Below are 13048 nucleotides of genomic sequence, written 5' to 3'. Positions count from 1 at the left end.
CATTCACCTGTTCTGCCGGGGGTCGAGGGCGTCGCGAAGACCGTCGCCGATGAAGTTGAAGGCGAACATCAGGATGCAGATCGCGCCAGCCGGGATGAACAACTGGAACGGCGCCGAGCGCAGCGTCGCGAGGGCGTCGTTCGACATCGTGCCCAGGCTCGCCATGGGCGGCGCGACGCCGAGGCCGATGAAGCTCATGAACGCCTCGATGAAGATGGCGGAGGGGATGAGCATGGTCGCCGTCACCACGATGGAGCCGGTCACGTGCGGAATGATGTGCTGGCCGAGGATGCGCGCGTCGCTCGTTCCCATGGTCTTCGCGGCGGCGACGAACTCGCGCTGGCGGATGGTGAGCACCTGTCCCCGCACCACGCGGGCCATATCGACCCAGTACACGGTCGACAGCGCGATCACGATGCTCAGGAACCCGCTGGAGCCGGCCATCAGCACCTGGATGAGGACGACGTAGAGGATGAGCGGGATAGTGCTGACGATGTCGACGATGCGCATCATCACGGCATCCACGTTTCCGCCGATGTAGCCCGAGATCCCGCCGTAGATCACCCCGATCACGAGGTTCACCGCCATCGCGATGAGGGCGATCAGCAGGGAGATGCGCAGGCCGAACATGAGCCGGGTGAGCATGTCCCGACCGAGACCATCGGTGCCGAGCACATGATCGGTGTTCCACATGGTGGTGGAGTTCGTGACGGTCTTGCCGTCCTGCATCAGGGTCGGCGGCTTCACGCGGTAGTTGATCGTGAGCTCCTCACCGCCGCCCACGTCGAACGTCATCCGCTTGGCGACGGGGTCGTCCTCGCCGCCGCCGAAGGTGCCCACGAGGTGACCGCCGCCGTCGAGCTCCACCAGCGTCAGGTTCTGCGTCGCGACGAAGAACCGCCCGTCCACCTCCGTGGCCTGCATCACGGGCGGAAGGCTGACGTGGTCGAGGTTCTGCTCGTCGTACGAGTAGGGCGACAGCGCCGGACCGATCAGCGCGAACAGCGCCATGATGACGACGACCACCACGCCCGTCACGGCGGACGGGCGACGCAGGAAGCCGGTGATCGCCCGGCGCGCGAAGGACTCGCTGGGTCGGCGCAGCTGTTCCGCATCCTGCGGTGCTCGTGTGGCCGGCGCCCAGGGGTCGAGGGGGGCTGTGGTCGTCGAAGTCATGAGACGAACTCCATCCTGCGCTCGCTCATTTCAGCCGAATCCGCGGATCGATGAGGCTGTAGAGGATGTCGACCAGGAACATCATCGCGATGAGGATCGCGGCGTAGAACACGGTGACGCCCATGATGGCGGTGTAGTCGCGGTTCGAAATTGAGTTCACGTAGTGCTGGCCGAGGCCTGGGATGGCGAAGATCTTCTCGATCACGAACGAGCCCGTGATCAGCCCTGCGAGGATCGGTCCGAGCACGGCCAGCACCGGGATCATCGCGTTGCGCAGGGCGTGACGCAGCACGATGGCGCTGGGACGCAGGCCCTTCGCCTTCGCCGTGCGGATGTAGTCCCGCCCGAGCTCCTCCAGGAGGCTCGCCCGTACGAGCCGGGTGATGAACGCCAGCGCGAAACCGCTGCCGGCGATGATCGGCATGATGTATGCCGCCGGGCTGTCCAGTCCGAACGCGGGGAGCACACCGAGCTTCAGCGAGAACACGTACATCAGCAGTGTCGCGATCACGAATGACGGGAGGGCGACACCGATGGTGGCGAGCACCATCGTGATGAAATCCTGCCAGCGGCCGTTGCGCACCGCGGCGATGATGCCGAGGGGGAGGGCGATGAGCAGCGCGAAAGCAACGGTGAGGACGCCGAGTTGCGCCGAGATCGGGAAGCCGGAGCCGATGAGCTCGTTCACCTGCATGCCCTCGTACTTGAACGAGGGGCCGAGGTCCAGCCGCAGCAGACCGAGCATGTAGTTGCCGTACTGCACCATGATCGGGTCGTTCAGGTGATACTTCGCCTGCAGCGCCGCCTCCACCGCGGGCGGCAGGTTGCGATCGGACGTGAACGGACCGCCCGGGATCGCGTGCATCATGAAGAAGGTCAGCGTCGCGATGATCCACAGTGCGACGAGCATGAAGGCGATCCGCTTCAGCACGTACTTAGCCACGGCCACCTCCCCGTCGTCTGGTACCTGAGATTATTCTGCAATCCCACCGTTTCGTACCAACCGAGTCCATAGAATCGACGTAACGTTTCTGCATCGCCCGCTAAATCCGACAATTCGTCCAGATTTTGCCCGTTTCGATGTTGTCTGGGAGGACAGAATGAAGCTCGATGAGACGCATCGCGCCATGATCGACCTGCTTCGGAAAGACGGGCGGATGTCGGTCAACGCGCTCGCGGCCGAGCTGGGCATCTCGCGATCGAACGCCTACCAGCGTTTCGAGCGATTGGTGGAGTCGGGTGTGATCACGCGATTCACCGCCGAAGTGGACCCGCGTGCCGTCGGCTTGGGCGTCTCAGCCCTTGTGTTCGTCACGATCGAGCAGAGCCGCTGGGCGGAGTTTCGGGCCTCGCTCGGAGAGATCCAGGAGCTGGAGCACTTCGCCGTGATCACCGGTGAGCACGACGCGATGCTTCTCGTTCGTGCCACCGACGTGACGGACATTCACCTGCTCGTCTCGGTGCAGCTCGCGCAGTGGCCCTCGATCAAGTCGACGGAGACGGTCTTCCTGATGGACGAGGAGCGGGCGCTCGCGGCCCTGCCAGTCGGCAAGGGGCGTGCTCCCGCCGAGGTGCTCGACGGACAGGCGGCGGGGAAGACCCGTTTCGTGCGCTCGCGGTCGCGCTGAGCGCTGCGACCGAGGTCAGCGCTGATCGCCGACGAGGCCGCGCAGGCGCGCGAGGGTCGCGGAGTCTCGGCGGGCGAGTCCCAGCGCGGTTGCCAGCTCGAGCGCGATGAGCGCCTGGCCGGTGGCGTTGGGGTGGAACGGATCGGCGAGCAGCTGCCAGGGAACGCCGTCGATCCGGTCCCGGCCTCGCTCCTGGAAGCGAGCGAAGACATCGACCAGGATCACCCGATGCGTGCGCGCCACGGCACGCATCGCTTGGGCAAACTCGGGCACACGAGTGCGCTCCGGCGCGTGCAGCTCATCCACCGGGGGCGGGGTGAGCAGCACGGGGATCGCGTCCAGACGTCGGACGCGCGTGACGAAGTCCTCCAACGAGGCGGCGTACTCGTCCGCGGAGATCAGCGGCACCTTGCCCGACGAGGAGCAGTCGTTGGTGCCGATCATCAGCGTCACGATCTGCGGCCGCCATCCCGCGACGCGGTGGTCGAAGTCCGCGAGCAGTTGAGCCGTGCGCCAGCCGCTGATCGCCGTGTTGATCATCGCGTCGCGGGAGCGCCCGAGATCTCCGCGCACCAGCTCATGCAGGTGGTCGACGTAGTTGCGGGCACCCTGCGTGTGGACGAGGCCGTGCGTGATGGAGTCGCCGGTGAGCACCCACGTGATCGGATCCGTGGCGGACAGCAGCGAACGCAGGCGTCGGGAGTCGGTGTTCCACATGCACACCAGTCTTCCGCCTCGGCGGCGAGGAGTGTGCGGCGTCAGCCGATCTCGCCCGCAGCGACGGCCTCGGCGTACGCCGCGACACGGGGGAGGTGGTGGGCGCCGTAGAAGTCTGCGGCAGTGAGGCGATCGGCGTCCCCGGCCGCGGGCGACTCGTGACGCGACACCGCGATGACGGCGAGCGCGTGCATCCAGCCGCCGGCAAGCGTGCCCAGCAGCATCAGGTACGGAACGCTGACAGCCGCGGCGTCACGAGGCGAGGTCGCGAAGCCGAGGAGATCCGTCGTCGCCTGGCGTGCTGCCTCCACGGCGCGCTCCAGTCGTCGCGCGGTGCGCGTGGCGACCGGGTCGGGCAGTGCACCGAGCTCGGCGATCGTGCCCTCGATCGACGCGAGCAGCGCGGCGGCGGTGGCACCGCCGTCGCGGATCGTCTTGCGACCGACCAGGTCGTTCGACTGGATCGCCGTGGTGCCCTCGTAGATGGGGGTGATGCGCGCGTCGCGATAGTGCTGGGCGGCGCCGGTCTCCTCGATGTAGCCCATGCCGCCGAACACCTGGATGGCATCGCTGGTGAGACGCAGCGCCTCCTCCGTGGTCCAACCCTTGAGGATCGGGACGAAGAACTCCGCCATCGCGCGCAGCGACGCGTCATGCTCGCTGCGATCCAGCAGATCGGCGGAGTAGACGCCGAGCGCGCGCATCGCGAAGATCTCGCTGGACGTGGACAGCAGCAGGCGACGAACGTCAGGGTGTTCGGCGATGGTCGCGCCCGCGGGGCGATCCAGCACCGGCCCCTGCACGCGCATGGCGGCATACGCGCGAGAGAGCTGCTGCGCGCGATCGGCGATGCCCGTGGCCTGGAATCCCATGCCGGCGCGTGCGGAGTTCATCATGATGAACATGCCGGCCAGGCCTCCGCCGACCTCGCCGACGAGGTATCCAGTGGCGTCCTCGTACGACAGCACGCAGGTGGGGGAGCCGTGGATGCCGAGCTTGTGCTCGATCGAAACGGTGGTGACGGCGTTGCGGGCGCCGAGCGATCCGTCGGGGTTCGGCAGGAACTTGGGCGCCACGAACAGCGACAGCCCCTTGGCACCGGCGGTAGCATCGGGCGTGCGTGCGAGCACGAGATGCACGATGTTGTCAGCGACATCGTGGTCGCCCCAGGTGATGAAGATTTTCTGCCCGGAGATGCCCCAGCTGCCGTCACCGCGGGGCGTCGCCAGGGTGCGGATGGCGCCGAGATCCGTACCGGCCTCGGGCTCGGTGAGGTTCATCGTCCCGGTCCACTCACCGGAGACGAGGCGGGTGAGGTACATCTCGCGCAGCTCATCCGATGCGTGCGCGTCGAGGGCGTGGATCTGTCCCGCGGTGAGCAGCCAGCACAGCGCGAACGCGGCGTTGGAGCCGTTCCAGATCTCGCCGAGACCGGCGCGGATCGCGCCGGGCAGTCCGTCACCACCCGCGGATTCCGGCGCTTCCGCGCTGACCCAGCCTGCCTCGACGAACTGGCGGTACGCGGCGGCGAACCCCTCGGGCAGGTGCACCTGACCGTTCTCGAACCGCGCGCCCTCTCGATCGCCCACTGTCTCCAGCGGGGCGAGCACCGCGCTTGCGAAGTCGCCGGCACCGGTGAGCACCTCGACGCCGTCCTCGGCGGAGAGCGCGCCGTCCGTGGCGCGGTGGACGATGTCCTCGCCGAACAGTTCGGTCAGCAGGAATGCGTAGTCCTCGATGGGTGCGCGGTACTCGGATGCGTCGGCCACGACATGCTCCTCAGGGCGATAGGTGAGACTGAGGTTCAGTGTACGTGACACGCCGTCTCATGACAATGGCTGGCGAGAGCCGCCGGAGGCGGTGTGGGTCCTGAAGCGCGGCCGCCTGTTACCGGCGGGACTCCGGGGGGAGTGGCGTCTCGGCGGGGACGAAGGCCGGGGCGACGCGCGCCGGGGGTCGTGCCGCCTCCGCTGCGCGGGCGCGTGCCTGCCGCCGCCGCATGATGACGAAGGTCGCCGCACCGGCAAGCGCCAGCAGCACCAGCCAGGGGAGCGCGACGCTCAGGTTCAGCAGAGTGTCCGACCAGAACCCGACGAACCCGTTCCACCCGACCGCGAGGGCGTCGCCGACCGTCTCCGGCTTCGACGAGTCGGGTCCGCCATTTCCGCCGATGATCAGGGTGATCGTGCTCATGGCGACTTTGTCGGCCATGGCTCGCAGCTCGGATTCGATGCTCTCCAATTTGGTCTGCCGGTCGCTCAACGACTCCTCGAGCTCGGCCAGATCCTTCGGCGTGGTGGCAGCGGCGAGCCACGTTTCGTAGCGCTCCACGGACGTGCGCAGGGAACTTGCCCGCGCCTCGAGGTCGCGCTGCGCGGTGCCCACGTCCTCCGATGCCAGCTGCGTCTGCGTGACGGTCCCGATGGTCGCGAGCGTCTCGCGCACGTCGTCGATCTTCGCCACCGGAATGCGGGCGGTGAGGGTGGCATGCGCTTCGGCGAGGTCTGGCGACGCGTACTCGTCGCGATCTTCGATGCGCCCGCCGGTGGCGAGAACGGCTTCCGTCGCAGCGCGCGACGCGTCGATGGGATCGGCCGCCGTGATCCAGATCGTGCCGGTGATGATCTCGGCGGCGTCAGCAGGGGCGTCGGCTGCCGCCGGCTGGGCGTCGGCGGGCTGTACGCCGGCCGGCTGGGCCGCTGAACCGGCCGAATCCGAGCTCGATGCAGAGCACCCGGTAAGCAGGATCGCGGCCGTGAGAAGTGCTGCGGCAAGCGATCGGCGTCGTTGCGTGATCGTCATGCCGTCACGCTAGATCGCCGCCCACCCCCGGGGCTATGGCCTGCGATCACGATCGGATTGCCGTCCGATCACAGCTCGGCCACGCTCAGGTGACGGTGGGATAACGGCCGGTGAGATCCGAATCCGGCGGGGCCGCCGCACGCAGGAAACGTTCCATGGCGGCAGGGGCCGCGGCGAGCGGAACCCCCACTCGGCGAGAGAGGTTCACGGTGCGGCGGAGGTCGGCGGCCAGGCGATCGCCGCGGAGCGCCGGACGGCCAGACAGCACTGTCTGTGGCACCACCGCCACGCCCACCTCTCGTTCGACGAAACGCAGCACCGCGTCCATCTCGGCACCCTCGACGGCGATCGTGGGCACGAGACCGGCGGAGGCGAACGCGGCGTCCGTCGCGAGGCGCAGGTCGTAGCCGCGGTGGAACATCACCAGAGGCATCGCTGCCAGCTCCGCCAGCGTGATTGGCGTCGACCCGCCGGGCTCGCGTGCGGCCGGGGACGCCAGCACCAGCTCCTCGGTGAACAACGGTTCCGAGACGACTGAGGGATCGTCAGGCACGCTCGGTCGCGTCACCGTCAGCGCCAGATCCAGGGCGCCGCCGGCCAGCTCCTCGACCAGCTCGCGCGATCCGGCCTCGCGGATGATCACGTCCACTCCCGGGTGCGCACGCCGAAAAAGTGCGAGCGCATCCGCCACGATCGACACGCACAGGGTCGGCGGCGCCCCCAGTCGCACCCGACCGCGCCGCAACTGTGCGAACTCGTCCATCTCCTGACGTGCTGCCTCCGCATCGGCGAGCATGCGTCGTGCGATCGGCAGGAGGGCTTCTCCCTCGGTGGTGAGCGTTGCTCCGGTGCGGCCACGCGTGAACAGATTCACGCCCAGTTCCGCTTCCAGCGCCGCGATCTGCCGGGACAGCGAGGGCTGGGAGAGGAAGAGCTCATCGGCGGCGTGGGTGAAGTGCCTGTTGCGCGCTACCGCTTCGAAGGCGACGAGGTGAGCGAGCTGCATACGCAAAGCGTATGGGAATCAGAAGAACTATGCATTGGAGTAATTCTCCGCACGCTCCTAGCGTCGATGGCATGAGCACAACTCTTCGCGCCGAGCGGCAACTGACCACCTCCGTCCTCGTCATCGGAACCGGCGGTGCGGGGCTCCGCGCTGCGATCGAGCTGGCCGAGCGCGGCATCGACGTGCTGGCCGTCGGCAAGCGTCGCAAACACGACGCGCACACCACGCTCGCCGCCGGCGGCATCAACGCCGCGCTGGCCACGATGGATCCCGAAGACAGCTGGCAGCAGCACGCCGCCGACACCCTCCGGGAGTCCTACTTCCTTGCGGATCCGGGCATCGTCGAGGTTGTCACCCGCAATGCGCCGCGCGGTATCGAAGACCTGGAGCGGTGGGGTATGCCCTTCGCTCGCGAGGAGGGCGGCCGGATCAGCCAGCGCTTCTTCGGTGCGCACACGTACCGACGCACGGCCTATGCCGGCGACTACACCGGCCTGGAGATCCAGCGGACGCTGCTGCGTCGGGCTGCGGAACTGGACGTCCCCATCATCGACAGCGTCTATGTGACGCGGCTCCTCGTCGCCGACGGGCAGGTCTTCGGCGCATACGGGTTCGACGTGGTCGACGGCACTCCGGTGATCATCCACGCCGACGCTGTGATCATCGCCGCGGGCGGACACAACCGGATCTGGCGCTACACGTCCTCGCGTCGCGACGAGAACACCGGCGACTCGTTCCGGCTCGCCGCGCTCGCCGGTGCCCGCATCCGCGATGCGGAGCTCGTGCAGTTCCACCCGTCCGGCATCCTCGAGCCGGTGGAGATGGCCGGCACCCTGGTCTCGGAGGCGGCGCGCGGCGAGGGCGGCATCCTCACCAACGCGCAGGGCGAGCGATTCATGGCTCGCTACGACGCGGAGCGGATGGAGCTCTCCACGCGCGACCGGGTGGCGCTGGCCAACTACACCGAGATCGCAGAGGGGCGCGGAACGGCGAACGGCGGCGTCTGGCTCGATGTCTCGCACCTGCCCCGCGAGACGATCATGACCAAGCTGCCGCGGCTGTATCGCACGATGATCGACCTGCAGATGCTCGACATCACGCAGCAGCCGATGGAGGTGGCGCCCACGGCACACTACTCGATGGGTGGCGTCTGGGTGGATGCCGCCGATCACGGCACCGGCGTGGATGGCCTCTACGCCATCGGCGAGGCGTCCAGCGGGCTGCACGGCGCGAACCGACTGGGCGGGAACTCGCTCATCGAGCTCATGGTCTACGGACGCATCACCGGCGAGGCCGCGGCGGAGTACGCGCGCTCGCGCACGCGGATCCACCGTTCGGCCGAGGCCGTGGCCGAGGCCCGCGAGGAGATGGCGCGGCTGCTGGATCCCGCCGGTGGCGAGAGCGCGCGGGTGCTGCAGCGGGCGATCCGCGACATCATGACCGAGCACGCCGGCGTGGTGCGCACCGAGGAGGGCCTCCGTGAGGGTCTGCGGCGTCTGGCCGAGGTGGAGGAGCGTGCATCCCATGTCTCCGCCCACCCCGACATCGCGGGGTACGACGACCTCGCCCACGCGTACGATCTGCTGGGCTCGCTCCTGGCCGCACGCGCCACGCTCGAGTGCGCCATCGAGCGGCGCGAGACGCGCGGCTGCCATAACCGCGCCGACTTCCCCGACACCGATCCCGCACTGCAGGGGAACATGGTCTGGACTCCCGACGGCGGTGTGGTGTTCGAGGCGCTGCCGGAGGCGCCGGACTCCTTCCGCGAGCTGGCTCTGGCACAGACCTCCTCGGACGTCGCGGGCAAGCTCGTCGAGTGAGATCGGACAGGGGGCCTGCCTTCGGGTGGGCTCCCTGTTCTCCACCTATCCACAGGCCCAGAACGCCGGTGCCGCGCGGGGGTTAGAGTCGGCTCGATCGAGTCGGGGATACTCGATCGGCATTTGGGGAACTCGTCGCGATTCGCAATCGAACGATGGGTGCGTGTGGTGGGTGAAGGGGAGCCTGATGGCGCTATTCAACCGGCGTCGGCGCGACGACGACGAACAGGCGAGTGGTGGCACTGTCGCGGGAATGGCCACCGAAGACGACTCGCTCAGCATGATCGAGGCCCTGTTCGCGTCGCCCGTCGCGTCTTCCGCGCTCCCCGCGGCACTGAGTGGGCCTGCCGAGCCGGCTCGGCGCGCGGCGGCGCACGTCGCCGTCGAATCGGGCATCGGTGTTCCGGTGTTCTCCGATGGCATGTCGCACACCCGGGCCGAGTCCGATCAGGATGCCGATCCCGTCCCTCTCGAGTCCGATCCGGCACTGCCGGAGAACCATGGGCGAAGGTCGTCCGGCCGTCTCGGCACCGAAGAAGAGAGAGCAAGAATGGCAAATCTGGAGCAGTCAGTACAGGACCTCCTGTCGATCGACGGAGCGACGGGCGCAGCGATCGTCGATTCCGGATCGGGGATGGCGCTCGCGGAGGGGGGTCACCCCGGCTTCGATCTCGGTATCGCCGCCGCCGGCAACTCCAACGTGGTGCGCGCGAAACTGCAGACCATGCGCGATCTGGGTCTGACCGCCACGATCGATGACATCCTCATCACGCTGGATCAGCAGTACCACCTGATCAACGTGCTCCACAGTGCCGGAAACGAGGGTCTGTTCGTCTATCTCGTTCTCGATCGCTCGCGGGCCAATCTCGCGCTCGCCCGTCACAAGCTGACCCAGGTGGCGGGGCAGATCCAGATCTGACGCATCGAAGAGCTTGACATGGGGCTGCTTTCTTCAAGAAAGTAGCCCCATGCCTCTTCGCTCCGACTGGTCCGACGCCGGGTGCGTCATCGCCCGCGCCGCCGATGTGCTCGCCGATCCGTGGGTGCTGGTCACCCTGCGGGAGCTGTTCAGCGGACGCCATCGATTCGATGAGCTTCGGGACGCGACCGGCGCGGCCGACAGCGTGCTGTCTCGTCGGCTGCGGACGATGACCGAGGCCGGTCTCGTCGAACGTCACGACAGCGGCGGGTACTGGCTGACGGCGACGGGGGAGCGAACCCTTCCGATCCTGCACGCCTACGCGGGGTTCACCCGAGCGGTCGAACCACCGAACGATGGCGGGCTGCGGATCAGCTGCACTCGGTGCGGGGTGGAGGCTGTCTCGGCGGACTGGTGTCCCGCCTGCGTCGCTCCGCTCGACGCGGAGTCGACTACGTGGATGCGTCCGAGCATGGGTGCGCCGTTCCGCGTCGCCGTGGGGAGCACGCGATGAGCCCTCGGCGCATCCACCCCGCCTGGTTCGTCGCCGGTGCCGCGCTGGTGGCACTGATCGGCGCAGCTGGATTCCGTGCCGCGCCCGGCGTGCTGATGGTGCCGCTGCACGAGGAGTTCGGCTGGTCCATGACGGAGATGAGCCTCGCCGTCACCGTGAACCTCGTGCTCTACGGCCTCACCGCGCCGTTCGCCGCCGGGCTGATGCAGCGCTTCGGGCTCCGCCGGGTGACCACCGCGGCACTCCTGGTCATTGCGGCCGGGTCCGCGCTCACCGTGTTCGCCGACGCTCCGTGGCAGCTGCTGCTGACCTGGGGTCTGCTGATCGGGCTCGGCACCGGCTCGATGGCCCTGGTGTTCGCGGCGACCGTCACCGACACCTGGTTCGTGAAGCGCCGTGGACTGGTCTCCGGCATTCTCACCGCCGGTGGCGCCGCCGGCCAGCTGATCTTCCTGCCCGTGATCGCCACAACCGCCGAAGATCTCGGCTGGCGGATCGCGTCGCTCATCATCGCCGGTGGCGCTCTCCTCGTGGTCCCGGTGGTCGTGCTGCTGCTGCGGGATCGCCCATCCGATATCGGGGTGTGGGCATACGGTGCCGAGGGCCCCGCCGCTCCGTCCGCCCCACGCGGGAATGCCGTCCGTCTTGCACTCGGCGCGCTGCGCGAAGCCAGCCGCAGCCGCGCGTTCTGGGCACTGGCGATCGGCTTTGCGATCTGCGGCGCCACGACCAACGGGCTCGTCGGCACACACTTCATCCCGAGCGCTCACGACCACGGCATGCCGCAGACCACCGCCGCGGGGCTGCTTGCCGTGGTGGGCATCTTCGACATCGCCGGGACCGTGCTGTCTGGGTGGCTCACGGATCGGGTCAACCCGCGGATCCTTCTGGTCGCCTACTACGCGCTCCGGGGTGTCGGCCTGTTCCTGCTGCCCACGCTGCTCTCGGCAACGGTGCAGCCGAGCCTGGTGATCTTCATCGTGATCTACGGGCTCGACTGGGTGGCCACCGTTCCGCCGACGATCGCCCTGTGTCGCGAGCTGTTCGGTGAACGCGGACCCTTGGTGTTCGGTTGGGTCTTCGCGGCGCATCAGGTGGGGGCGGCGTTCGCGGCCACGCTGGCCGGCATCGTCCGCGACCAGACGGGGCAGTACACCGTCGCCTGGATCACCGCCGCCGTGCTGTGCCTGGTCGCCGCGCTGATCAGCGGCACCATCGCCCGCCGACGCGCTCCGGTGTCCGAGCCGACCTCCTGACGTGCGGGCGGCGATCGGGCAGGATCGGGGTATGACCCACGAACTCCACCTCGACACCCTGGCGGTGCACGCCGGGCGCGACGATCTCGCGGCCCTCGGCGTACACGCTCTGCCGATCGACCTGTCCAGCACCAACCCGCTGCCGGACATCGAGCACGGCGGCGACTCCTATGAGGCTCTGGCCACCGGAGGTCATCCCGACCCCGCCGGCGGCATGGTCTACCAGCGACTGTGGAATCCGACGGTCGCTCGGTTCGAGGAGGCCTTGGCGAAGCTCGAGCACGCCGAGGCGGCAGTGGCCTTCGGGTCGGGGATGGCCGCGATGACGGCGGCGATCCTGGCGCTCACGGCCGGCGGTGGTCGGCACGTGGTGGCTGTGCGCCCGGTCTACGGCGGCACCGATCACCTGCTCGGGACTTCGCTGCTCGCGACGGAGGTCACCTTCTGCACCGCCGAGGATGTGGCCGCCTCCGTGCGTGAGGACACCGCGCTCGTCGTGATCGAATCGCCTGCCAACCCCACGCTCGAGCTGGTCGACATCGCCGCGGTGGTCGAGGCAGCCGGTGATGTGCCCGTGCTCGTCGACAACACCTTCGCCACCCCCGTGTTGCAGAATCCGCTGGATCACGGCGCCGCCCTCTCGCTGCACAGCGCCACGAAGTACCTCGGCGGACACGGCGACGTGATCGGCGGGGTCATCGCGACCGATGAGGCGACGGCCGTCAAGCTGCGTCAGGTGCGTGCGATCACGGGTGCACTGCTGCACCCGCTCGCCGCCTATCTGCTCCACCGGGGACTTCCGACGCTGCCGTTGCGCATCCGCGCGCAGCAGGCTTCCGCCGAGATCATCGCGCAGCGTCTGAAGGACCATCCCGCCGTCGCTCGCGTCCACTATCCCGGGCTGGACGGCGACCCGCAGGGCATCCTCGCCCGCCAGCAGCGCGGACCCGGCGCCATGATCGCCGTGGAGCTGGTCGGCGGATATGCGGCCGCGGCGCGGGTCACAGAGCACGTGGCGCTGTTCACGCACGCGGTTTCGCTGGGCGGGGTCGACTCTCTGATCCAGCATCCGGCGGCGCTCACGCATCGGCCGGTTCCGCCCGAAGCGCGCCCGGCCGCCAATGTGCTGCGCCTGTCGATCGGGCTCGAGGATGTCCGCGACCTCATCGCCGATCTCGAGAGTGCCCTCGACGCGGCAGCGGGCGACTGA

General features: G+C 68.5%; 12 protein-coding genes. 6 read left to right on the top strand and 6 right to left on the bottom strand.

Going from position 1 to position 13048, the window contains the following annotated elements; genetic code table 11:
* Positions 1–3: 3 nt before the first annotated feature.
* Together ABTV68_RS20445 and ABTV68_RS20440 are read right to left on the bottom strand one after the other, a co-directional pair.
* On the bottom strand, positions 4–1176 hold the full coding sequence (locus ABTV68_RS20445) for an ABC transporter permease (RefSeq protein WP_433675500.1): 1173 nt from the start codon (positions 1174–1176) through the stop codon (positions 4–6).
* 25 nt (positions 1177–1201) lie between these two features.
* Entirely contained in the window at positions 1202–2119 is a 918-nt protein-coding gene (locus tag ABTV68_RS20440; RefSeq protein ID WP_433675499.1) for an ABC transporter permease, read from the bottom strand.
* Positions 2120–2276: 157 nt separating this feature from the next.
* On the opposite strand from ABTV68_RS20440, the gene ABTV68_RS20435 reads away from it, so the two are divergent.
* A complete protein-coding gene (locus ABTV68_RS20435; RefSeq protein ID WP_433675498.1) occupies positions 2277–2804 on the top strand; it encodes an Lrp/AsnC family transcriptional regulator in 528 nt (175 codons plus the stop codon).
* Positions 2805–2819: 15 nt separating this feature from the next.
* On the opposite strand, the gene ABTV68_RS20430 is transcribed toward ABTV68_RS20435, so the two are convergent.
* The 4 genes from ABTV68_RS20430 to ABTV68_RS20415 all read right to left on the bottom strand — a co-directional run bounded on the left by ABTV68_RS20430 (position 2820) and on the right by ABTV68_RS20415 (position 7329).
* On the bottom strand, positions 2820–3521 hold the full coding sequence (locus tag ABTV68_RS20430) for an SGNH/GDSL hydrolase family protein (protein ID WP_433675497.1): 702 nt from the start codon (positions 3519–3521) through the stop codon (positions 2820–2822).
* A gap of 41 nt (positions 3522–3562) precedes the next feature.
* The gene (locus ABTV68_RS20425) at positions 3563–5290 is read right to left on the bottom strand and encodes an acyl-CoA dehydrogenase (RefSeq protein ID WP_433675496.1); all 1728 of its coding nucleotides are present in this window, start codon (positions 5288–5290) and stop codon (positions 3563–3565) included.
* A 118-nt stretch (positions 5291–5408) separates the two neighbouring features.
* Positions 5409–6323, bottom strand: coding sequence for a DUF4349 domain-containing protein (locus ABTV68_RS20420; protein ID WP_433675495.1), 915 nt, complete (start codon positions 6321–6323; stop codon positions 5409–5411).
* 85 nt (positions 6324–6408) lie between these two features.
* Positions 6409–7329 carry a LysR family transcriptional regulator gene (locus ABTV68_RS20415; protein WP_433675494.1) on the bottom strand — a complete coding sequence of 307 codons (921 nt, stop codon included), beginning with the start codon at positions 7327–7329 and terminating at the stop codon, positions 6409–6411.
* 71 nt (positions 7330–7400) lie between these two features.
* Between ABTV68_RS20415 and ABTV68_RS20410 the strand changes: the two genes are divergently transcribed.
* From ABTV68_RS20410 to ABTV68_RS20390, 5 genes are all read left to right on the top strand, one after another.
* Positions 7401–9149, top strand: coding sequence for an L-aspartate oxidase (locus ABTV68_RS20410; protein ID WP_433675493.1), 1749 nt, complete (start codon positions 7401–7403; stop codon positions 9147–9149).
* A gap of 187 nt (positions 9150–9336) precedes the next feature.
* Positions 9337–10068, top strand: coding sequence for a hypothetical protein (locus ABTV68_RS20405; protein WP_433675492.1), 732 nt, complete (start codon positions 9337–9339; stop codon positions 10066–10068).
* Between the two features lie 49 nt (positions 10069–10117).
* Positions 10118–10582, top strand: coding sequence for a winged helix-turn-helix transcriptional regulator (locus tag ABTV68_RS20400; RefSeq protein ID WP_433675491.1), 465 nt, complete (start codon positions 10118–10120; stop codon positions 10580–10582).
* Positions 10579–11838, top strand: coding sequence for an MFS transporter (locus ABTV68_RS20395; RefSeq protein WP_433675490.1), 1260 nt, complete (start codon positions 10579–10581; stop codon positions 11836–11838). The genes ABTV68_RS20400 and ABTV68_RS20395 overlap by 4 nt, the downstream gene beginning before the upstream one ends.
* A 31-nt stretch (positions 11839–11869) precedes the next feature.
* Positions 11870–13048 (top strand): trans-sulfuration enzyme family protein, encoded by a 1179-nt coding sequence (locus ABTV68_RS20390; protein WP_433675489.1) that lies wholly within the window; start codon positions 11870–11872, stop codon positions 13046–13048.

The sequence above is a fragment of the Microbacterium gorillae genome (assembly GCF_050990725.1).
GTDB lineage: Bacteria > Actinomycetota > Actinomycetes > Actinomycetales > Microbacteriaceae > Microbacterium > Microbacterium gorillae_A.
Note: the sequence above shows the minus strand (reverse complement) of the source record. Positions and strands in the feature narration are given on the sequence as shown.

What these genes read in the sequence shown, in the direction of transcription:
- ABTV68_RS20445 (WP_433675500.1), bottom strand. Translation starts at nt 1,176, where the DNA reads ATGACTTCGACGACCACAGCCCCCCTCGACCCCTGGGCGCCGGCCACA.
- ABTV68_RS20435 (WP_433675498.1), top strand. Translation starts at nt 2,277, where the DNA reads ATGAAGCTCGATGAGACGCATCGCGCCATGATCGACCTGCTTCGGAAA.
- ABTV68_RS20430 (WP_433675497.1), bottom strand. Translation starts at nt 3,521, where the DNA reads ATGTGGAACACCGACTCCCGACGCCTGCGTTCGCTGCTGTCCGCCACG.
- ABTV68_RS20420 (WP_433675495.1), bottom strand. Translation starts at nt 6,323, where the DNA reads ATGACGATCACGCAACGACGCCGATCGCTTGCCGCAGCACTTCTCACG.
- ABTV68_RS20415 (WP_433675494.1), bottom strand. Translation starts at nt 7,329, where the DNA reads ATGCAGCTCGCTCACCTCGTCGCCTTCGAAGCGGTAGCGCGCAACAGG.
- ABTV68_RS20410 (WP_433675493.1), top strand. Translation starts at nt 7,401, where the DNA reads ATGAGCACAACTCTTCGCGCCGAGCGGCAACTGACCACCTCCGTCCTC.
- ABTV68_RS20405 (WP_433675492.1), top strand. Translation starts at nt 9,337, where the DNA reads ATGGCGCTATTCAACCGGCGTCGGCGCGACGACGACGAACAGGCGAGT.
- ABTV68_RS20400 (WP_433675491.1), top strand. Translation starts at nt 10,118, where the DNA reads ATGCCTCTTCGCTCCGACTGGTCCGACGCCGGGTGCGTCATCGCCCGC.
- ABTV68_RS20395 (WP_433675490.1), top strand. Translation starts at nt 10,579, where the DNA reads ATGAGCCCTCGGCGCATCCACCCCGCCTGGTTCGTCGCCGGTGCCGCG.
- ABTV68_RS20390 (WP_433675489.1), top strand. Translation starts at nt 11,870, where the DNA reads ATGACCCACGAACTCCACCTCGACACCCTGGCGGTGCACGCCGGGCGC.